The sequence below is a fragment of the Candidatus Frankia nodulisporulans genome (genome assembly GCF_902806475.1).
GTDB classification, from domain to species: Bacteria; Actinomycetota; Actinomycetes; order Frankiales; family Frankiaceae; genus Frankia; species Frankia umida.
On record NZ_CADCWS010000054.1, the window covers coordinates 1 to 21404 of the forward strand.

Annotated in this window: 15 protein-coding genes and 1 pseudogene; 3 read left to right on the forward strand and 13 right to left on the reverse strand. The window is 71.8% G+C overall.

Annotated elements, in window-relative coordinates:
* Positions 1-219: 219 nt before the first annotated feature.
* The 10 genes and pseudogenes from G6R24_RS07890 to G6R24_RS07930 form a co-directional block, all read right to left on the reverse strand.
* The gene (locus tag G6R24_RS07890) at positions 220-1614 is read right to left on the reverse strand and encodes an FAD-dependent oxidoreductase (RefSeq protein WP_163548502.1); all 1395 of its coding nucleotides are present in this window, start codon (positions 1612-1614) and stop codon (positions 220-222) included.
* Between the two features lie 508 nt (positions 1615-2122).
* On the reverse strand, positions 2123-3097 hold the full coding sequence (locus tag G6R24_RS07895; protein ID WP_163548503.1) for a ParA family protein: 975 nt from the start codon (positions 3095-3097) through the stop codon (positions 2123-2125).
* A 913-nt stretch (positions 3098-4010) separates the two neighbouring features.
* Positions 4011-5180, reverse strand: coding sequence for a prephenate dehydratase (pheA, locus tag G6R24_RS07900; RefSeq protein ID WP_225438252.1), 1170 nt, complete (start codon positions 5178-5180; stop codon positions 4011-4013).
* A gap of 13 nt (positions 5181-5193) precedes the next feature.
* Positions 5194-5889: a dihydrolipoamide acetyltransferase family protein gene (locus G6R24_RS24430; protein ID WP_225438253.1), complete on the reverse strand. Its 696-nt coding sequence runs from the start codon at positions 5887-5889 to the stop codon at positions 5194-5196.
* A gap of 94 nt (positions 5890-5983) precedes the next feature.
* Positions 5984-6730 (reverse strand): annotated as a pseudogene (locus tag G6R24_RS24435) (biotin/lipoyl-containing protein); the annotation flags it as partial.
* 3 nt (positions 6731-6733) lie between these two features.
* Positions 6734-7687, reverse strand: a complete 954-nt coding sequence (locus G6R24_RS07910) for an alpha-ketoacid dehydrogenase subunit beta (RefSeq protein ID WP_217451558.1) — start codon at positions 7685-7687, stop codon at positions 6734-6736.
* A 95-nt stretch (positions 7688-7782) separates the two neighbouring features.
* On the reverse strand, positions 7783-9045 hold the full coding sequence (pdhA, locus tag G6R24_RS07915; RefSeq protein ID WP_163548505.1) for a pyruvate dehydrogenase (acetyl-transferring) E1 component subunit alpha: 1263 nt from the start codon (positions 9043-9045) through the stop codon (positions 7783-7785).
* A gap of 890 nt (positions 9046-9935) precedes the next feature.
* Entirely contained in the window at positions 9936-10772 is an 837-nt protein-coding gene (locus G6R24_RS07920) for an undecaprenyl-diphosphate phosphatase (protein WP_163548506.1), read from the reverse strand.
* Positions 10773-10950: 178 nt separating this feature from the next.
* Positions 10951-11571, reverse strand: a complete 621-nt coding sequence (locus tag G6R24_RS07925; protein WP_163548507.1) for a DedA family protein — start codon at positions 11569-11571, stop codon at positions 10951-10953.
* On the reverse strand, positions 11568-12398 hold the full coding sequence (locus G6R24_RS07930) for a COG4705 family protein (RefSeq protein WP_163548508.1): 831 nt from the start codon (positions 12396-12398) through the stop codon (positions 11568-11570). Before G6R24_RS07930 ends, G6R24_RS07925 begins: the two co-directional genes overlap by 4 nt.
* 139 nt (positions 12399-12537) lie before the next feature.
* Here G6R24_RS07930 and G6R24_RS07935 point away from each other — a divergent pair, with 139 nt between their 5' ends.
* Entirely contained in the window at positions 12538-13998 is a 1461-nt protein-coding gene (locus G6R24_RS07935; protein WP_163548509.1) for a M20/M25/M40 family metallo-hydrolase, read from the forward strand.
* Between the two features lie 74 nt (positions 13999-14072).
* On the opposite strand, the gene G6R24_RS07940 is transcribed toward G6R24_RS07935, so the two are convergent.
* From G6R24_RS07940 to G6R24_RS07950, 3 genes are all read right to left on the reverse strand, one after another.
* On the reverse strand, positions 14073-14858 hold the full coding sequence (locus G6R24_RS07940) for a TylF/MycF/NovP-related O-methyltransferase (RefSeq protein WP_163548510.1): 786 nt from the start codon (positions 14856-14858) through the stop codon (positions 14073-14075).
* A 156-nt stretch (positions 14859-15014) separates the two neighbouring features.
* Positions 15015-15380 (reverse strand): transposase, encoded by a 366-nt coding sequence (locus G6R24_RS07945; RefSeq protein WP_163548511.1) that lies wholly within the window; start codon positions 15378-15380, stop codon positions 15015-15017.
* Positions 15381-15428: 48 nt separating this feature from the next.
* Positions 15429-16343, reverse strand: coding sequence for a lytic transglycosylase domain-containing protein (locus tag G6R24_RS07950; protein WP_225438254.1), 915 nt, complete (start codon positions 16341-16343; stop codon positions 15429-15431).
* Between the two features lie 44 nt (positions 16344-16387).
* On the opposite strand from G6R24_RS07950, the gene G6R24_RS22065 reads away from it, so the two are divergent.
* Complete coding sequence (locus G6R24_RS22065) at positions 16388-16579, forward strand: hypothetical protein (protein ID WP_175084437.1); 192 nt, start codon at positions 16388-16390, stop codon at positions 16577-16579.
* Between the two features lie 1040 nt (positions 16580-17619).
* The coding region (locus G6R24_RS07955) for a DNRLRE domain-containing protein (protein WP_225438255.1) at positions 17620-21404 on the forward strand (3785 nt) is incomplete at its 3' end.

Here is a 21404-nt window from a genome sequence, read left to right on the forward strand (position 1 = left end):
AGGTATGGAAGACAATTGAAGTCGGTCATGCTCTAACCGCCTTCGCGGAATTCGATGAGGCATTGTTCCGTAATTCGCGCTGATTAAACCGTCGTGACGACCGCGAGCGCGGGAGCGTGCACGTCGGTTCGGCGCAAGGTGACCGACGCCCCGCGTCCGGCCCCCCGTCGGTGCCAGACCGGGCCTCTCCACGTCCCGCGCTACCGTGGGGATCACGGGTCACCTGGGGGTGACGGACTGGCGTTCCAGGGCGATGGCGAGCAGTTCGTCGGTGAGGACCAGCTTGACCCGCGGCCGGCCGCTGGCGGCGCCCGCGGCCCGCTCGGCGGCGTCGATGAGCTGCCAGCCATCCTCGGTGACCAGGTGCGGCTGCCGTTCGAGCAGCCAGCTGACGATCTCGACGTCGTGGTCGAAGGCCACCCCACGATCGTGGCGGCGCAGCGAGCCCTCGGCGAGATCGGCGAACAGCCGGGCCACCGTCTCGGCGGCGCACTTGCGGTTCGTGCCGATGATGCCGGTCGGCCCGCGCTTGATCCAGCCGGCGACGTACTCGCGTTCGGCCCCGGTGACCCGGCCCCGCTCGTTCGCGATCACCCCGCGCCGCTCGTCGAAGGGCAGCCCGCCGAAGGCGACCCCCCGGTAGCCCACGGCCCGCAGCACCAGGTTCGCCGGCACCGTCTCCCGCTCGCCGGTGTCGACGGCGCCGACCCAGCCGTCCTCACCCACCGTCAGCGCGTTGCGGGCGAACACGACCTCCTCCACCCGGCCGTCCCCCCGGATCTCCAGCGGGGTGCGCTGGAAACGCAGCGCCACACGCCGCCGCCCGGGGGCCGCCGGCGTGTCCGCGTACCCACGCAGGACGGCGAGGTTGCGCTTCGCGGCACGCGAGAGCGCCTCCTCACCGGGCTGCGGCCCCACCTCGGCCGGGTCGACGTCCACCCCGGACTCGGTGAACTCCGGCAGCTCCCGCAGCTCGGGTGTGGTGAACGCGGCCTGCGCGGCGCCCCGGCGACCGACCACCATGACCTCGGTGATGCTGCTGTCCCGCAGCGCCGTCAGCGCGTGGTCGGCGATGTCGGTGCGCCCGAGCCGCTGCGCCGGTGAGCACAGCAGCCGGGCCACGTCGAGCGCCACGTTGCCCGCGCCGATCACCACCGCGCGCTCGCCGCTCAGGTCGAAGCTGAAATCGGCGTACTCGGGATGGCCGTTGTACCAGCCGACGAAGTCGACCGCCGACACGCTGCCCGGCAGGTCCTCACCGGGTATGCCCAGACGCCGGTCGGTCTGCGTGCCGACCGCGTAGAGCACCGCGTCGTAACGGGCGGTGAGCTCCTCGCGGGTGACGTCCCGTCCGATGTGCACGTTGCCGAAGAACCGGAAGTTCTCGTGCGCGGCGATCTGCTCGTACACACCCGACACCGTCTTGATCTTCGGATGGTCCGGCGCGACCCCCGAACGCACCAGCCCCCACGGCGTCGCCAACCGCTCGAACATGTCCACCCGCACCGGCACCGCCGTCTGCTCCAACAGCGAGCTCGCCGCGTAGAACCCCGACGGCCCCGACCCGACGACCGCCACGATCAACGGCTTGCCCGCGCGCGGGGACGGGGCCATGGCCGCAGGGCTCGCGGTGCTCGGGCCGGCGGTGTTCGAGTCAGAGGTGTTCGAGTCAGGGGTGGACTGGGGTGTGGTCGCCTGGGACACGGTTCCTCCCGTTCTCCCGGCACCGCTCGCTTTCGCGGACGCGCGTGGGCGGCCGGCCGGGTTCGGGCGCCCGAACCGGCGGATGCCGTCGGTCGCCGGGGTTCTGTGGCATCACCCGTCTCGTACCCGTAACATCTAACACGGTGCACGATCCGGGAATTCCGGTTCGACCCGCCGACCTGCGCTCGACGATTCCTGCACGGAACGCGTGGATACTCCTCGGTCGGCGGTCGATGTCGGCGGTCGATGCGCCCGAACGGGATGACCGTTCGAACGTCCTTCCTCAACGTAGAGAATCCAACTACGTGACGCAAGGACAGCACCTGTCACCGGCCGCGCGTCCACCCGACCCGCACTCGGGAAGCAGCCCGGGGCCAGCCGTTCGGGGTCCGGCCGTTCGAGGCCCGGTTGTTCGGGGTCAGATGTCGCCGCGCCAGCCGCGCAGGCCCTCGGAGCCGAGACCGGAGGCACCGAGCCGGCGCAGGAACTCCTCCACCAGGTCGACGAGCTCCCGGGCGACCTCGTACGGTGTCTCCATCGACAGCACCGCGGGCAGCTGCGCGTCGGCGCTGCCGGCGAACGCCCGGTTGCTCGCCCGCAGCATCGCGGTGAACACCGGCACGCCGAGCTCGTCGATCTGGTCGATGTGCCGGCGCAGGAAGCTCGTGGGCCGTCCCCGGTAGTACTGCACCATGATGAGCACGACACCGAGCACCCGCGGGTCGAGCTTCTTGACCGCCGGACGCAGCCCCGACTGCAGCTCGGCGACCCGGTTGAACTCCCAGACGAACCGGCTGAGCTTGCCCAGCATGTGCTCGATCCCGAGGGTGGAGAGCAGGTCGGGACGCGCCGGAATCAGCACATGGTCGCACGCCGCGATCGCCGCCCTCGTGACGACGCCGAAGTGCGGCGGGCAGTCGATCACCACCAGATCGTAGGCGGCGGCGTCCAGCGACTCGAGCCCGTGGGACAGCCGCTGGTAGACGTCGAAGTAGTGCCGGGTCGAGCGGTGCGCCTGCGCCCCGCCAAGACGTGCGGTCAGATCCATCTCGACGTCGCCGAGCGCCAGATGGGACGCGATCAGGTCCAGCTGCCCGCCGCCCGCGCTGATCGCCTCGGCCGCCTCGGGCGGCGTCGTGATGTACCCCTGCAACGACGGCGCCGTGGTGTCCGGCCGCCATGTCTCGAACCATGCCTTGACCGTGCGTCGCTGATCGGCCAGTTCCGTGCGCCAGACCTGCGGCCGGTAGAAGGAGAAGGTCAGGTTCGCCTGCGGGTCCAGATCCACCATCAGCACCCGCTTGCCGAGCCGCGCGATCGCCGTCCCGATGTTGGCCGTGAGCGTCGTCTTGCCCACCCCACCCTTGTAACTGGCGACCGCCACCACCTTCACGGCATCCTCACTTCACTACCTCGGCTCGTCAGCTCATCAGCGGCCAAACGGTCATCCCATCCGTGCACGGCTCACAAGCAGACTACGGCGATGCCCTGATCGGCCCGTTCTGTCACCCTGTCATCCACGCCCGCCCTACCCCCCCGTCCGCCCCTCGCCTCACCGGCGTCTCCCGGGCCGGACCCCACCCGGCCTTCGGTCGCTTCGGCGGTGTCCGTCCCGGAGCGTTCGTCGCGTCGACGCGGGCCTCTGCGACCTCGACATCGCCGGATGGCGGAGTCGAACGCGTCCCTCCGACAACCCAGAGTTATCGCCTGGAGGTGTAGGGGCGTTCGCTGGCACGGGAGGCAGGTCGCCGACCCTTCGCCCAGCTCCGCCAGGATGCGACCGTGGGGGGGCTGTCCCGAGGGCGTGCACCGGACGGGCTGCGGTGCCCATCGGCGGACGAGTGGACGCTCACGGTGACCGTTGGCCGCGTGGGGCCGGTCGGTCCAGCCGACCTCTCGTGGCTCCGGGGGCTGGCGCGGCCAGGGACCGAGGGGTGGTCGCTGGGCGCGGGGGAGCGCCAGGCTGAGCTGGGCGCCGCCCCTGGCAGCGATGACGCCGCCAGGGGCACGCCTGGTGGTTTCGCGAGGACAGCACGTGGACGACGGGCGTGGCCGAAGATCGCGCTGGGAGCGACCTGGATCGGCCGCGGTGCGGCACGAGCGGCGCGGGGTGGAGCGGGTGGCGCGGGGACGGGGGAGCCGGCCGCGCGGATCGGTGCTCAGCGCGTGCGGGGGTGGACGGAGGTCCTCCCCGTTTGGGCGGACGAAGGTGCCCCTGACCGGGCGAGCGAGGATGTGCGCGTCACCTGGATGGCTCGGATGGGCGGACGCGGGTGGATGGCCCGCATGGGCATCCCACCAGAGGGTCAGGCGGCTTCGCGGGGATTGGCGGCCTCGGGGCCGTCGAGGCAACGGGCCAGCCAGGCCGCGGCGCGCGTGTAGGCCGGATCGTCGTCATGGTCGGGGTCTCGCGGACCCGGCACCGCCCCCCTCGCCGGCGCACCGGCCGGACCCAGGGCCGGGACCGTCGTCGCACCCATCGCGCGACCGTGCGGCCAGGGGCGTGGGCGTGGGCGTGGCCGGGGCCGGGGGCGGGACTCGCCGGCGCGCGGGTAGGAGCCGAGGAAACGGACCTTCGGGCACAGCCGGTGCAGGCCCATGAGCGCCTCGGCGACCCGACGGTCGCTGGCGTGGCCTTCGGCGTCGAAGGAGAAGCAGTACTGGCCGAGGCCCTCACCGGTGGGACGGGACTCGATCCGCAGCAGGTTCACCCCCCGCACGGACCATTCCTGCAGCAGTTCGAGCAGCGCACCGGGATGGTTGTGGGCGAGCCAGGCCACGGCGGAGGTCTTGTCCGCGCGGGTGGGCAGGCCGAGGGGTCCGGGCCGGGCGACCAGGACGAAGCGGGTGGTGGCGCCGGCGACGTCGTTGATGTCGGTGAGCAGCGCCTCGAGGCCGTAGCGGCGGGCGGCGAACGCGCCGGCGAAGGCGCAGTCGAAGCGGCCGTCGCGGACCAGACGGGCACCTTCGGCGTTGGAGGCGGCGGACTCCCACTCGGCGTACGGCAGGTAGGTGGCCAGCCAGCGGCGGACCTGGGCCTGCGCGACAGGATGGCCGGTGACGGTCTTGATCTCGTCCAGTCGGGTGCCCGGGCGGACCAGCAGCGCGAAGCTGATCGGCAGCACCACCTCCCGGTCGATCAGCAGCGGCTGGCCGGTGGCGAGTTCGTCCAGGGTGGTGGTGACGGCGCCTTCGACGGAGTTCTCGATGGGGACCAGGGCGCCGCTGGCCTCCCCGCAGCGCACCGCGTCCAGGGCGGCGGTGACCGACGTGGACGGGATGAGGTCGGCGTTCGCCACCTCGGGCAGCGTCCGTAGGGCGATCTCGCTGAAGGTCCCCTCGGGGCCGAGATAGGTATAACGGGCCCGCACGGGCACGGCAGACCTCCTGGTGGAACGGGCGGCGCCCGCGGGCGTCACGGACAGGAGGTAGGGCACGGACGGCAGGTGATCGACGGACTGCTCGGAGCTGGTCATCGGGAACCGCGGGTCACAGGTGACGCAGGAGCGCAGTCGGGTCCTCGGTGGCATCGGCGACGAAGCGCAGGAACGCCCCGGCCGTCGCACCGTCACACACCCGGTGATCGAAGGTGAACGACAGCTGCACGACTCTGCGGACGGCGAGTGCTCCCCGCACCACCCAGGGTCGCTCGAGGATTCGTCCGACACCGAGCATCGACGTCTGCGGAGGGGCGATGATCGGCGTGGCCCCGTCGACACCGAACACGCCGTAGTTGTTCAGCGTGAACGTCCCACCGGTGAGCTCGGCCGGGGTGAGCCGACCGGCGCGGGCCGCCCCCGTCAGGCGGGTGATCTCGGTGGCGAGTTCGGCGGTGGTGCGCCGGTGGGCGTCGCGGACGACCGGGACCGTGAGGCCACGTGGGGTCTGGGCGGCGAAGCCGAGGTGGACGCCGTCGTGGTGGCGGATGCCCGTCGCCTCACCGTCGTCGTCGGTGACAACGGACGAGTTCAGCTCCGGTGCCCGCAGCAGGGCCGCGACGCACACCCGGGCGAGGATCGCCAGCAGTCCGATGCGCGGCTCGGCGCCGCCCGCGTTGAGCGTGTCCTTCGCCGCGAGCAGGGCGGTGGCGTCCGCGTCCACCCAGCAGGTCGTGTCGGGCACCTCGCGGCGACTGCGCCGGTACACCTGCGCCGCCCGCCGCCGCAGCACGTCGAACGTCTCCACGCCGTCCGGCCCGATCGGGCCGGGGCCGCGGGGCGGCGATGGCGCCCTCGACGTCGCGGCGCATGATCAGGCCGCTGGGTCCGCTACCGTGCAGTGTCCGCAGGTCGACGTCGTGGTCGCGGGCCAGCCGGCGCACCAACGGCGAGACGACCGAGAGCGACCCGGCACGCCCGGTCCGGGAGCCGCCGGCGTCCACCGCCACGGCGGACCGTCCCGCCCCGGCGAACCGAGTGTCGGCGGTCTGGCTGTCCGTGGTCTGGGCGCCGGTGCTCTGGGCGCTGGCGGGGTGGGTGCCGGGGAGCGTGCCGTGGTGGCCGGGGCGGAGGGTGACCTCGGGCCGGGGGATCGGGATGACCGTGCTGCGACCGACACCGCTGTCGGCGCTGACGGGACGTCGACGCCGCGGGCGGCGCCGGTCGGGCTCGGTGCTCACGCCGTACCCGACCAGGATGTTGCCTGGCCCGTCCGGGCCCTCGGCGGACGGGTGGAGCTTCAGGCCACGCGCACGCCCTGGTCCGTCCGGGCCAGCGGTGCCGTCCGGGCTACTGGTGCCGGTCGGGCCAGTGGTGCTGGTCGGGCCAGTGGTGCCGTCCGGGGCGGGGGTGGCGATGGTGATCAGGGGGGCGCCGACGAGGACGCCGGTGCCGGCGGGGCCCGCGAGGGAGGTGACGACGCCGGCGTACGGGCAGGGGACCTCGACGACGGCCTTGGCGGTCTCGACCTCGGCGACGGGCTGGTCGATGGTGATGACGTCCCCGACCTGGACGAACCAGCGGACCACCTCGGCGGACACCAGGCCCTCACCGAGGTCGGGCAGGGGGAACTCGCGAACCGCGGGCACGGGCTACTGCTCCCATTGAAGTCGGGCGACGGCATCCAGGATGCGGTCGACGCTGGGCAGATGGTGCTTCTCGAGCATCGGCGGGGGATACGGGATGTCGTAACCGGTGACGCGCAGGACGGGGGCGGCGAGCTGGTGGAAGCAACGCTCGGTGACCCGGGCGGCGATCTCCGCGCCGATCCCGCCGAAGCCGCTGGCCTCGTGCACGACGATGGCGCGTCCGGTGGCCCGCACCGCGGCGCTGACCGTCTCGTCGTCGAAGGGCACCAGCGACCGCAGGTCGACCACGGCGAGGTCGAAGCCCTCCTCCTCGGCGGCCCGCGCCGCCTCCAGGCAGATCGGCAGGCTCGGTCCGTAGGTCAGCAACGTGGCGGACGTCCCGGTTCGGCGCACCACCGCCCGTCCGATCGGCGCGGTCTCCTCGAGGGGGCCGGTCGTCCAGTACAGGCGCTTGGGTTCGCAGAGGACGACCGGGTCGTCCGAGGCGATCGCGGCGCGCAGCAGGCCGTAGCTGTCGGCGACCGTCGCCGGGGTGACGACGTGCAGACCCGGTGTGTGCGCGTAGTACGCCTCGCTGGAGTCACTGTGGTGCTCGACCCCGCCGACCCCACCGCCGTAGGGCACCCGGATGGTGATCGGCAGGGCCATCCGTCCACCGGTGCGGTTGCGCATCTTGGCCACATGCGAGAAGAGCTGCTCGAACGCCGGGTAGGCGAACGCGTCGAACTGCATCTCCACCACCGGGCGCAGCCCGTACATGGCCATGCCGATGGCGGTGCCCAGGATGCCGGCCTCGGCCAGCGGCGTGTCCAGGCAGCGGTCCGGGCCGAACTCGGCGGCTAGGCCGTCGGTGACCCGGAAGACACCGCCGAGCGCCCCGACGTCCTCGCCGAGGATGTGCACCGTCGGGTCGTCCCGCAGGCTGTCGCGCAGCGCCAGGTTGAGCGCCTTGACCATCGTCATGGACGTCGCCGCCGGCTCGCCCGCGGGCAACCCGACCGGCCTCCCCGCCGGCGTCCCGGCCGGCTCCGAGGTCACTGCCGCGGCGCCGCTCATCGGAGGTCCCCCCTACCGTCGTGGTCACGGTCCAGCTGGCCGCCAGCGCCCTCAGCGGCGTGGTCGGCATGGTCGGTGTGGTCGAAGTTGTGGGAGTTGTCGGCGGCGAACTCGGCGTCGAGGGCCAGCCGGGCGTCCAGGTCGGCGGCCTGCTCACGCAGCTGGCTGGTCGGCGTCGCGTAGACGTGCGCGAACAGCGACCGCGGGTCGGGCTCGGGGGCCGCCTCGAACTGGGCGCGGATCTCGGCGGCGAGCTCCTCGGCCTGCGCCGCGAGCCGCTCGGCGGTGGCGTCGGTGAGCTGGCCGTGGGCCCGCAGGTGTGCTTCGAGGCGGGTCAGCGGGTCGCGGGTCCGCCAGTCGTCGACCTCGGCGGCGCTGCGGTAGCGGGTGGCGTCGTCGGCGTTGGTGTGCGCCTCCAGCCGGTAGGTGATGGCCTCGACCAGCACCGGTCCGCGTCCGGCCCGGGCGTGCGCGACGGACTCGGTGAGCACCTGGTGCATGGCGAGGGCGTCGTTGCCGTCGACGAGGCGTCCGGGCATCCCGTACCCGACGGCCTTGTGCGCCAGCGTCGGTGCCGCCGTCTGCTTGGCCAGCGGCACCGAGATGGCATAGCCGTTGTTCTGCACGAGGAACACCACCGGCGCGCGCAGCACCGCCGCGAAGTTCAGCGCCTCGTGGAAGTCGCCTTCGGAGGTCCCCCCGTCACCGACCAGCGCCAACGCCACCACGTTGGCGGCGGACGCCCGCGGGTCGGCCGCCGCCCGCAACCGGGCGGCGTGGGCGAGCCCGACGGCGTGCACGGCCTGGGTGGCAAGCGGCGTCGCCAGCGGCGCGATCCGATGCTCGTACGGGTCGTAGCCGCAGTGCGAATGCCCGCGCATCAGGGTCAGCGCGTCGATCGGAGCCACCCCGCGCGCCACCACGGCGAGGGTGTCCCGGTAGCTGGGAAACAGCCAGTCCTGGTCGGCGAGCACCATCGCCGCCGTCACCTGGCAGGCCTCCTGCCCGGTGGACGCCGGGTACACCGCGAGGCGACCCTGGCGGGTCAGCGTGGTGGCCTGCCGGTTGAAGCGACGGCCGAGGACGAGCCGGCTATACAGGTCAAGGGCCAGGTCCGGGTCGCCGGTCACCGCGGCCCTGGTGCCGAGCACCCGCAACGGTTCGGCGTCAGGCAGCAACGGCGCCGGGTCACGGCGCGGGCCGCGAAGGCCCACCGACCCGACAAGATCGGTCGGCACACTGTCGTGGACGATGGTCATGACCCACCTTCGGACTGGGCAACGAAAATCAGAGAAACGCCAGGACGGACGCCGCGGCACCCGCCCCCTCCGGACCACGCCCGTCCGACCACGCGAGGCGACAGCTGCCGGTCAGGACGTCGCGTCGGGTCGGGGTAGGCGGTCCGCGAGGACGGCCGCCGCGTGCCGTAGGGCGGTGTCGCCGGTCCGTCCGGCGAAGTACCCCCCTGTTTTCCATGTCGGTGGTTACGCCGACGTGAATCGGCGTCGAGCGGCCGGAAGCTGATCTGACCGGCCGTCACGACCGATTTTCCACGGCCGTCCGGCGAATGTGCCGTGGCGATAATCACGCCAGGTTGACACTACAACCAGGGTGCCAGGAGACCCACCTTCGACGGGCCGTAAAAACTGCGCCGACGGCCCGTCCGGGGAAGCGCCGGTGCCGGCGTCGGGATTTCCGCTACGGATTTTCTTAACGGGTGGCGCACCGGTCGGCAATCCGGTCGCCCAACGGTGCCCGCCACCGGTCGTGAGCGGTCGCCGGCAGTCGCCACGGCGGACGGCGGCCGGGTCGTCACCTCGGATGCCCGAGCCCTTAGGTGCCATTGTCCGAAGGTTGAGGCCGGAACATCAGATCGTCCGGGCCCGTATTGCTTTTCTGGTTTTGTGTCGGCCGGTGTCGCGATAGTCGGAAACTCGCCGAACCAGGGCGGTGGCGGATCGGGTGCCCGCCGGTGGCGGGGCGGCCGACCGGCCACGCGACGTCCTCGACGTCGTGGATCGTCTGGCCGAGGCCCGTGTGGGACCTGGTGCCCGTGTCCTCGCACGGGCCTCGGCCGGATCTGGTGCTGCTGTGCCGCTGGGAGTGCGGTGCTGCGGTGCTGCTTGGGGTGCGGGGGTGCCGGGGTGGGTCAGGCGGTGAGGGCGCCGGTGGTGAGCAGGCCGACCAGCAGGGCGGCGATGACGAGACGGTAGGCGACGAAGGCGTCGAAGTTGTGCGCGGCGACGTACTTGAGCAGCCACGCGATCGAGGCGTAGGCGACGACGAACGAGACGAGGGTGCCGACGGCCAGCGGGACGGCGGAGACACCGCCACCGACGGCGTCCTTGAGTTCGTAGAGACCGGCGCCGGTCAGGGTGGGAATGGACAGGAAGAACGACAGCCGGGTCGCGGCGACACGGTCGAGGTCGCGGATGAGGCTGGTGGAAATGGTGGCGCCGGAGCGGGAGAAACCGGGGAAGAGCAGGGCGAGGATCTGCGCCGAACCCACGATCAGGGTGTCGGGCAGGCTGATGTCGTCCTCACCGCGCTTGTGCCGGCCATAACGGTCGGCGAACCACATGAGTCCGCTGCCGGCCACCAGTGACGCGGCGACCACCCACAACGAGGCGAGTGGGCCGTCGATGAGCGGTTTCGCGGCGACGCCGACGAGAACGACGGGGATCGTCGCGTAGATGACCCACCAGGTGAAGGCGTAGTCGTGGTTCTGCCGGGCCGCGGGATCGCGCAGACCGCGAAACCAGGCGGTGACCAGGCGGCGGATGTCCTTGAAGAAGTAGACCAGGACAGCCGCGATCGCACCGACCTGGATCACGGCGGTGAATCCGACGACCGCCTTGTCGTCCACCTTGATGCCCAGCAGACCTTCGGTGATCTTCAGGTGGCCGGTCGAGGAGACCGGGAGGAATTCGGTCAGGCCCTCGACGATGCCGAGGAGCACGGCCTGGCCGACGCTGATGGAGCTCACGTGATCGATACCTTCAGGGATCCAGGCGCGGCGGCTGGCCGCGCGTTCGGTGGACCGGGCGGGCGGTGCCGCCACGCCGGCGACCCGACCCGTCTGCCCCGGGATGGTCTGCTGCGATCCGCACAGTAGAACACCGTGCGTACGCGTCCGAGCCGCGGGTCACCTCGCGGGGGCGCCCTCAGCCGCGCGGGCCCGCCGCGCGCCGTCCGGATCGGTACTCGCGCAGGACGGGGATCGCCGACACGGCGACGATGACCAGGGTGATCGGGAGGAGGTAGCGGTCGATCGGCACCACCCGTCCGAGCGCGTAGCCGAGCAGCGTCAGCCCGTCCGCCCACAGCAGCCCGCCCAGGATGTTACTGACGGTGAAAGCCTTCACCGGTACCCGCACGACGCCGGCCAGCGGGTTCATGAACGTCCGCACCACCGGGACGAACCGGGCCAGCACCACCGCGCGTCCGAACCCGTACCGGCGCAGCACCTCGTGCGCCCGTTCGACGTGTTCCCGGTGGAACAACCGCGAGTTCGGACGGTCGAACAGCCGCGTCCCGAAACGCCGTCCCAGCAGGTAACCGGTCTGCGCACCCGCGATCGCCGCGACCGCGACCCCCGGCAGCACCGTCGCGAGGTTCAGCCGCGGCCCGGACGCCGCCGCGAGGAACAACAGCGAGTCACCCGGCAGGAAGAACCCGACGAACAGGGCCGTCTCGGCGAAGATGATCGCCATCAGCCCCAGCAGCCCGACCGAGGACGCCACCGACGAGGCGTCCAGCACATTGAGCGCGAACCCCCCGGTCACAGCCCCGCCACCCCTGCTGTCCCAGCCGCCTCAGTCGCCCCAGGCGTTCCAGCTGGCGGGTCGAGCCGCGGGGCCTGGACGTCGGAGCGGGTGTGGGCCGCGTAGGCGACGAGCCCGACGATGACCACCGTCGCGAGGGCGCTGACCACCCCGTCCCCAAGCCCGAGGCCATGGCGGTGCACCGGTTTGCCGAGCCAGTCGGCGAACGAGGCACCCAGCGGACGGGTCACCACGTAGGCGGCCCAGAACGCGGCGACCTCGCCGAGCCCGCACCAGCGCCGGGCGAACGCCGGCACCGCGATGATCGCGGTGAACATCAGTCCGGACGCCAGGTACCCCAGGTGCAGCGTGTCGGCGGTCAGATCGCCCAGCGCGGTGCCGAGCGCGAACGTGGCGAGCACCGTCGTCCAGTAGTAGTGCTCGCGACGACGGGTGACAATCGAGTGGATCGACAGCGTGCCCTCGGTGCGGTGCCAGCGCCACAGCACGGCGGCGAGCACGAGGGCGTAGAACACCGTCGAGCCGACATGCCCGATCGGCGGCCCGTCGGCGGCCATCGTCCCGAACACGGCGAGCATCACCACCGCGAACCAGTAGACCGAGGCCTGGTAGCGCCGGCTCCGCAACTGCAACCACAGGGCGGTCGCGAACCCGCACAGTCCGACCGCCGCGGCGAGGACGAGGTTCACCGACGCGAGGAAGTCGGCCGTGGCCTCACCCATCCCGGTGGAAAGGATCTTGATGGTCCAGAACAGGCCGGTGATCTCGGGAACCTTCGCGGCGACGGGCTCATCACCAGGCAGTAGACGAGAGACGGACGACCGCATGCACATACCTTTCCGAGGTGGTCGCGCGGGCACCCCGAGAACACCACCGCGGCGGTGTGAGGACCGTGTGAGGCGGACCGTGAGCGACGCGGTGAACCTCGGTGACGGCCCGGGTGGCGACGGTCCGTACGATCGGCGGATGGCTGACAGCCGCGCGCCCCATGCCCCGTCCAGCGCCTCCGCCACCAGTGCCCCCGCCACCGGCGCCGGCACCATCGCCAGTGGCGACGCGCTGCTGCGAGGGCTTGGGGGATATGTCTCCGAGAGCCGGCCGGAGTTCGAGCGCCGCCTCGCCGAACTGGTCGGTATCCCCGGGGTCAGCGCCGATCCGGCGCGTGCCGCCGACATCGCGCGTACGGCCGAGCACGCGGCGACCCTGCTGCGCGACGCGGGCCTGTCCGCGCGGATCGTGGCGACCCCCGGCAACCCGGTCGTCGTCGGCGAACACCACGCCGGCGCGGACCTCCCGACCGTGACGATCTACAACCATCTCGACGTCCAGCCCGCAGACCGGGCGCAGTGGCGCACCGAACCGTTCCGCCTGACCATCGCCGGTGACCGCTACTCCGGTCGGGGCAGCACGGACGACAAGGGTCCGGCGCTGACCGCTCTGCAGGCCGCCCAGTTCGCCGTCGGACACGAATGGCCGGTCAACATCCGGTTCGTCTGGGAACTCGAGGAGGAGATCGGCAGTCCGAACTTCGAGGAGTTCGTCCGCGCCGAACTACCGCGGCTTTCCACCGACGTCGTGCTGGTCTCCGATTCGATCTGGATCGCCGCGGACCGCCCGGCCATCGACTACGGCCTGCGCGGCCTGGTCACCTTCGAGGTCACCCTCACCACCGGCCACAACGACACCCATTCCGGGCTCACCGGCGGCCCGGCCCGCAACCCGCTCACCGAACTCGCCGGGCTCATCGCCGAATGCGTCGACGCCACCACCGGACGGGTCCTCATCCCCGGTTTCGCCGACGCCGTCGCTCCCGTCGCCGACGACGAACTCGCCGGTTTCGTCGCCTCCGGTTTCGACGTCGAGACCTTCATGGCCGCCCACGGCCTGACCTCGCTACGGACCACCGACGTCCGCGAGGTCGTGCGCCGCATCATGGCCGAACCGACCTTCGAGGTGCACGGCCTGACCGGCGGTTACACCGGCCCCGGTGTGAAGACCATCGTGCCGCCGTTCGCCACCGCGAAGCTCAGCACCCGGATCGTCCCCCATCAGGACCCGCAGGCCGTCTTCACACTGATCCGCGACTTCATCACCGCCCGCCACCCCGACGCCGTCGTGAAACTCGAGGCCGCGATGCCCCCGTACCTCGGCCCCCGCACCGGCCCCTACGCCGACGCCGCCGCGGACGCCGTCGAATACGCCTTCGGCCGCCGCCCCGCCTTCGTCCGCGAAGGCGGCTCGATCGGCGCCGTCCTCACCATGGACCAGTACCTCAAGGCCCCCGTCATCCTGATGGGCCTGAGCCTGCCCAGCCATGGCTACCACGCCCCCAACGAGCACTACGACTGGACCCAGGCCGCCGGCGGCATCCGCATGTTCGCCCACTACCTCGCCCACCTGGCCAGCCAGGCCAGCCAGGCCTCGTAGGTGTCGCGGGAGGGACGCCGTTCAGCACATCGAGATGTTCCGGCGCCAGCCAGAGACGCTACCGGGCGAGGACGCTACCGGGCGGGGACGATGCCAATGGCGCCGCCTTCCGGGCCGAGACGGTTGAGCAGCAGCGGGAGTTCGTGCGCCGCCACGTATTCGTCGACGGCCTGCTGGGCACCCTTCCACCAGCCATAGTCGTCGATGATGAGCACGCCGCTCGCAGTGGTGCGCGGGTAGAGGTGCTCCATCTCGTGCCGGGTCGACTCGTACCAGTCGGTGTCCAGGCGCAGCAGCGCGATCTGTTCGGGGGCGTGTTCGGGAACGGTGTCCTCCACCTTTCCCTGGATGAAGTGCACCTGGTCGGCGGGATAACCGATCCGGGCGACGTTCGCCCGCACCTCGTCGATCGACACGACGCACCAGGCGGAGTCGGCCTTGCCCCGGTCGGAACGCGAGAGCAGACCGGCGGCGGTCTGCCCGTCGGGCGCGACGTCGAGGTCGGTCGGCGCCGACATTCCCTCGAAGGTGTCGAACAGGTAGAGATGACGCGAGGTGTCGCCGAGCTCCAGCAGCGTGCGCGCCGCCGCCATCGTCGACCCGCCGGCCCACACCCCGCACTCGACGATGTCCCCGGGTATCCGGTGGCGAACGACGTAGCGGACGCCCTGGATGAGCCCGAAGACCTTCGCTTGGTCGGTGAGGGTGTACGGCGCCGACTCGCGGATCGTCGCCAGCGCGTCCATTCCCGCCGGCACCTCCCAGCCCGGCCTGCGCGTCACCTCGAACCCGGTGCGCTCGACCGCGCGACGCAGATAGTCTTTGACGAGCTGCCTGCTGACGAGCTGCCTGGTGGTCATGGTCGCCTCTCCGGGCTGATGCCCACGGCCCCGTGGCTCGGTGGCCTGATGGCTCTGTGGTCCAGTGATCCTGCGGTTTGGTGGCGCTGTGGTCCGCAGGCCTTGTGGTCTGGCGTCGGCGTGTCGGCGTGTCGACGTGCGTGGGTAAGGATGCTCTCACAGCAGACGGACAGCATGGTCGCGGACCGTGGATATCCGGGTGCCGCGGTCGCCCTGAGCGGCCCGGTTGCCGGTAGGTGAGGTGGCGGTGGCGCGCAGTAGGTCGAGGGCGCGTCGCAGCTCGGTGTTCTCGCGGGCGAGGCGGCGGATCTCGGCCTGGTGGCGGCGAAGGTCGGCGCGGGTGCGTTCGGCGGTGGACTCGGCGCCGCGAACCCAGGTTCGCAGGGTCTCCGTGCTGATGGCGAAGGTGGCGGCAACGGCCTGGATCGCCGCCCACTCGGAGGTGTGTCGCGGGCGGGTCTGTCTGACCTGCGCCACGGCCTGCGCGCGGAAGGCGGGGGTGTAGCGGGTGGGGCGTCCCATGATGTCTCGTCTCCGTTCAATGCCGCGCAGACGATGGGCGGCTCGGTATCAGGGGGGGGGAGGTCGGCGCGCGGGGAGATCCCGAGCCGCTCTGGGGGGTGAGGGCAATGACGAGCAGCGCATCGTCGGACGAGACCGCGGGACTGGTCTCGTCCGACGGACCTGCTCGGGACGTGGCGGCCTGCGGATTGCTGGTCGGCGCTGTGAAAGGGGCGACCGTGCGCCGTCCGACAGTCGAGGGGACAGGTGACGGCGTGGGTCTCGGCGGCGGGTCCGCGGCCGGATCGGAGGGCGGATCAGGCGTCGGCGACCTGCCGGATGAGTGGGCTGCCGCCGCGTCAGCCGCCGAGGTCGCACCCGCGGTCGCCGGACCCGCCACGGATGTGGCCACGGCCGGGGTGGTCGTCGGCGTTGGTGTGGGCGGCGGCGCGAGGACGGTGGGGGAGCTGCCGGGGTGGCGACGGTCGGGCCGGGCAGGGCGCCGATGGTGGTGTAGGCGGCGCTCCAGGCGAGGACGGCGCGCACGTAGCTGTCCGACGGGTTGTAGCTGAGAATGGCCGACCGCAGCGACACCGGTTCGGCGAGATCGTGGCGGTGCCCGCACAGGTAGCCGGCGGCGGCGAGGGCGGCGTCGTCGACGTTGTTCGGGTCTGCGCGTCCGTCGCCGGAGCCGTCGCGGCCGGCCCAGGCCCAGGTGGTGGGAATGAACTGCATCGGCCCGACGGCCCGGTCGAAGCGGCGGTCACCGTCGAGCCGTCCGGAGTCGGTGTCCCGGACCAGGGCCCGGCCGTCCTGGCCGTCCAGGGCCGGGCCGAGGATGGCGCTCGTGATGGTGCCGTCGGTGGCGATCGCGCGGCCGACGCCGTGGCCGGACTCGACCCGGCCGATGCCGGCGAGCAGCTGCCAGCGAAGATGGCAGCCCGGCCATGCGCCCGCCGCCCGCCGCCCGCCGCTCGGCCGCACGGTAGGCGTCGAGCACCCGGGCCGGAATCCGGCGCTCGGCGGCCGTGAGCGTGACGGTGCTGGTCGACGTAACGGTGCTGGTCGACGAGCCCGATCCCGCGGCGGCCGGGCCGGTGGTGCTGGCGGTTCCCGGCGTGCCAGGCGCCTGTTGCCCGGTCTGGCCGGGGGCGGCGGTGGGAGGTGTGTCGGCGGTCGGCGGACGTACCGCGATCAGCGGGGGCACATCGTTGTCGTAGTCGCGGGCCGGCGGGTGCGCGATCGAGGCCGGGGCCGCGGTGGCCATGCTGGCCGATTCCCGCCCCAGGACACCGGGACCAAGGCCGACGGCGCCGAGCAGGCCGATCACCGCGAGGGTGGTGAGCAGGCCGGTGGCCGGCCCGCGCCTGACGTCGCGCCGTCGCGCATGGCGTCGCACGTGCCGTCGTGCGTGCCGACCCGAGTCACGCGCGGGATGTCTGGAGCGGTGGCGTGCGGCGCGGTCGGCGGCCTGCCGGTGCCGGCTCATACCGAGGGCCTCCCTTGCGATGACGGGCCGGTGTGTCCCGTCCGGTCGACGCACGCGACACCTGCCGGACCGGGCGGACGTGAAAGCCACCTCTTCCACCTCGGGGCTGCGTCCCGGGAAGGGGTAATGCCGGAAACCACGAGGGAACCCGACGGGTCGGCCCGCCGCATCCCTGTCCCTGGAATGCGGTTTCCACGGGTGACGATCCTGTTCTTCCGATCGTGTGGGCAACAACGACCGGATGTGCAACAACAAGATCTTCCGTGACTCCGACCCGGAGCAGGACTCTGACATGTTGACGCTGCGATTGCCACCCCTTTCGGACAGAAAGTTCCTTGCTGCCCATAACGATCAATCCTCTGGGGTGCTCGGTGTTGCCCAAGGATTGTGGCCATATGTTACGGCGAGGTAACACACCATTGGGTGACCCAGGTAACATCTTTAACTGACAGTAGCGATTTCTGATCGCTACCGCCGGATGTTCTCACTGGCAGTTCAAGAGCTTCCGGGAAAGCCGCTGTTTGCTCCCTTCCTTCATCACGGAAGGTAGCTGCCGTCGCGACCACCTTCGTGTGAAGGTAGCCCTGGGTGGCGCTACAAAAAAGCAACGCCGGTCCTGATTCCTGTACCTCGGTTCGCGCCCCTGTCATTTTCGGTGGTCCGCGCGGCCTGTCGTTCCCCTCGGCGGCCGCGCGGACATCCGTGTGCGGATCTCTTTGTTTCCGGTGGATCGGAGCTGGCCTGATGTGGACGTCGCCCGGGCGCCCTCGCATGTTGTTGACCCGTTTTCTCGGGGTGCTGCTGGTCGCGGTTCTGGCCATGACAGTCGCCGAGTTCGTGCCGGCCACACGGCACGTGGCCCAAGCGGCGGCCACCGCGCAGCCGCCCCCGGCGGACGCCGGGCCGCCCGAGCGGCCGGACCTCGTCTCGGCGCAGCTCGCCGCGCGTGCGGACAAGCGGCGGATCGAGGTCACCGACGCCCGTACCGAGTCGACGTCAACGTTCGTGAACCCGGACGGCACGATCACCGTCGACTCCTACTCCGGCATCCGCCGGGTCCACCGTGGTGACGGCTGGGCCGACGTCGACTCCACCCTCGTCCTCGCCGACGGAAAGGTCACCCCGAAGGTCGCCAAGGCGGGCATTGTGCTCTCCGCCGGCGGCAAGGCCGGCGGCGACGTCGCGACCCTGGTCGACGGCCCCCGCGAACTGGCCTTCGCCTGGCCGGACGCGCTGCCCGCCCCGACCCTCGCCGGCAGCACCGCCACCTACGCCGACGTGGCCCCCGGCACCGACCTGCTCGTCAAGGTCACCCCGACCGGCTACGACGTGCGGATCATCGCCCACACCCCGGCGGCGGCCCAGGCCGCGCTGCGGCTGCCGATGCGCCTCAAGGGCGTGACCGCCGCGCGCACCAAGGACGGCGAGCTGCGGCTGTCCGCCGGCGGGAAGGTGACGGCCCGTTCACCCACCCCGCTGATGTGGGACGCCCACGTCGACCCGAAGGCCAAGCTGCCCGACCACACCCGCGAGGTCGACGCCACCCTCGACGGCACCGCCGCCGCCCCGACCCTCACCCTGAAGCCCGACAGGGCCTGGCTCACCGACGCCGCCCGCCAGTACCCGGTCACCATCGACCCGGCGGCCACCCTCGCCGACAACCTCGACACCGACGTCAACAACGCCAACCCGACGACGAACTACGACACCGGCGACACCCTGCGGGTCGGCAACTACCTGGGTGCGGCGGTGAACCGCGCGTTCCTGCGCTTCGACGACTCGGGTATCAAGAACCGGCACGTCACGTCCGCCGTGCTGAACCTGTGGCAGGGCGGCTCGGCAACCTGCACCGCCGAGCCGACGGTCGTGCAGGGCGCGGGCGGCATGGGCGCCGGCACCACCTGGAACACCCAGCCCAGCGCGGATGGCACCAACTGGGGCAACGCTACCTTCAACAACGGCGGCTCCTGCGGCACGAACATCGACATCACCGGCCTCGTCGACGCCTGGGCGCACAACGGCTTCGCCTCCCCGGAGGCGCTCACCATCCGCGCCCCCAACGAGTCCGACGCCAACCAGTTCAAGTACTTCTACTCCGGCGACACGATGCTCGCCCCGCACATCTCCACCACCTACAACTCCTACCCGGGCACGGTCGCCGGCCGCTTCACCAGCCCGTGCTCGGCGCAGTGCGGCGGCAGCCCGGCGATGGTGCTGACGAACACCACCACCCCGACCCTGTCCGGCTCCTCGTTCGACCCCGACGGCGGGCAGGTCCGCGTCGATGTCGAAGTGTGGAACTCCGCCGGCACCACGAAGATCACCGGCGGGTCGGTGTCGAACACCCCGTCGAACTCGCCGGCCTACTGGACGGTGCCCTCGGGCCTGCTGACGAACGGCACCGCCTACGAGTGGCGCGCCCGGGCCTTCGACGGGGTCGACTACTCGCAGAACTGGTCGTCGTGGATCCCGTTCACCGTCGACACCACCGCACCCGCCGCACCGAGCGCGGTGAGCTCGGCGGCCTGGCCGTCCGGCGGCTGGGCTTCGGCGACCTCCGGCACGTTCACCTGGACCTCGCCCGGCGGTGACACCCAGTCGTTCCTCTACGGCCTCGACCAGCCCTCCCCGGCCAGCGAGACGACCGCGACGACCACGCCGACGCTGACGACCGGCGGTGGCCTGCACACCTTCTACGTCCGTACCAAGGACAAGTCCGGCAACCTGTCGTCGGTCGTCAGCTACAACTTCGGGGTCGGTTCCGGGGCGCTCGCGCAACCCGCGGACGGCGCCCGCGCCCAGCGGTTCGCCACCCTCGAGGGCCAGGCCCCCACCACCCAGACGAAGGTCACCTTCCAGTACCGGCTCGGCACGAACGCCGCCACCGGCTGGACCGGCATCCCCACCGGGGATGCCGTCATCGCGGGCGGCACGACCCATCCGACGTGGCCGATGGTCCGCAACGGCTCCGGCCTGTTCGACAAGCTGACCTGGGACGTCGCCGCGACGATGACCGCCGTCGGCGCCTCCGACGGGCCGCTGCAGGTCCAGGCCTGCTTCCGGGACGCCTCGAACACGGTGAGCTGCGCACCGGCGCACACCATCCAGTTCACCCGGCACGCGTTCGCCGACGCCGAAGCAACACAGGCCGTCGGACCGGGATCGGTGGCGCTGCTCACCGGCGACTACTCCGTGTCCGCCACCGACGCATCGCTGCCGGCCTACACCGGTGACCTCACCGTCGACCCGTCGACCCCGGCGGCGGCCGGCTGGGCCGGCAACGGCTGCACCGCCGCCGGCAACGCGGTCACCGCGTCGTTCACCGCCCCCGCGAACTCCCTGCTCCTCGCTCGCGCCGACACCGCCTCCACCGGTGCCGGCGCGAGCACCACCCCGTCGCTCTACGACTCCGGCGGCCTGGCCTGGACGAAGATCGGCTCCTCGGGGGCGAACGGCACCAAGGACGAGGCGATCGCCTGGTGGGCGAAGACCTCCACCGCCGCCGCCCGCACCGTCACCCTCACGTCGGCGACGAACACCTGCTCGAAGTTCCTGCAGGTCGTGGTCGTCAAGAACGCGAACCTGACCACGCCGATCGGCGCGACGAACATCGGCCCGGCCGGCAACACCACCGCCGGGGTACTCAACCAGTCGCTGACCTCGACCACCGCCGGCTCGATGGCCTTCGCCGCGGTCGCCGACTGGAACGCCGCCGGCGCCCCGACCCCCGCCGCCGGTGTCACCCTGCAGGGCACCTACTCGCAGTTCGACCTGACCGGTGCCGCGCTCTACAAGACCGCGGCGGCCACCGCCCCCGGCCAGGCGCTGAGCATCGCCACCACCGCCCCGGCGAGTGCGGACAACGCCTGGGCGATGTTCGAGGTGCTGCCCGCCGGCGTCTCGACCGGCGTCTTCGGCCCCGGCTGGACGGCGAGCATGCCCGGCCCCGACGCCGGCGCCGCCGACGAGACCCTGACCGACAACACCGACTCCGGCGGCTACGCCACCCTCACCGACGAGACCGGTGTCCAGGACGTCTACACCCGCACCGGCACCGGCACCTACCCGTACTCCTACACCGGTGTCGGCGATGACGCCGTCGACGGCAGCACCCTGACCAAGGACTCCGCCACCCAGTTCACCCACCTCGACGTCGACGGCACGAAGACCGTCTACGTCGCCCAGACCGTCGGCGGCGCCACCGTCTGGCACGTCGGCCAGGTCATCGAGCCCGGCTCGAACACCACCGACTCCGCCGGCCGGGTGACCCGCATCCTCGCCCCCGTCCCCGCCGGGGTCACCTGCACGACGCTGGTGGCCGGCTGCCGGGCGCTGAACCTCACCTACGCCACGTCGACGACCGCGACCGGTAACGGCACCAACCCGGCGACCTGGGGCGACTACACCGGCCGCCTCGGCGGGCTCGCCTTCGCCCTCAACGGCAACACCCCGGTGAACGTCGCCGCCTACGCCTATGACTCGGACGGCCGGCTGCGCTCGGCGAAGGATCCGCGCACCGGCCTGACCACCACCTACAGCTACGACTCGGCCGGCCG

Bases quoted from the DNA above. Each gene is read 5' to 3' on its own strand.
- pdhA (WP_163548505.1), bottom strand. From the start codon at position 9,045: ATGACCATCGTCCACGACAGTGTGCCGACCGATCTTGTCGGGTCGGTG.
- G6R24_RS07910 (WP_217451558.1), bottom strand. From the start codon at position 7,687: ATGGTCAAGGCGCTCAACCTGGCGCTGCGCGACAGCCTGCGGGACGAC.
- G6R24_RS07940 (WP_163548510.1), bottom strand. From the start codon at position 14,858: ATGACCACCAGGCAGCTCGTCAGCAGGCAGCTCGTCAAAGACTATCTG.
- G6R24_RS07935 (WP_163548509.1), top strand. From the start codon at position 12,538: ATGGCTGACAGCCGCGCGCCCCATGCCCCGTCCAGCGCCTCCGCCACC.
- G6R24_RS07890 (WP_163548502.1), bottom strand. From the start codon at position 1,614: ATGGCCCCGTCCCCGCGCGCGGGCAAGCCGTTGATCGTGGCGGTCGTC.
- G6R24_RS07945 (WP_163548511.1), bottom strand. From the start codon at position 15,380: ATGGGACGCCCCACCCGCTACACCCCCGCCTTCCGCGCGCAGGCCGTG.
- pheA (WP_225438252.1), bottom strand. From the start codon at position 5,180: ATGACCAGCTCCGAGCAGTCCGTCGATCACCTGCCGTCCGTGCCCTAC.
- G6R24_RS07930 (WP_163548508.1), bottom strand. From the start codon at position 12,398: ATGCGGTCGTCCGTCTCTCGTCTACTGCCTGGTGATGAGCCCGTCGCC.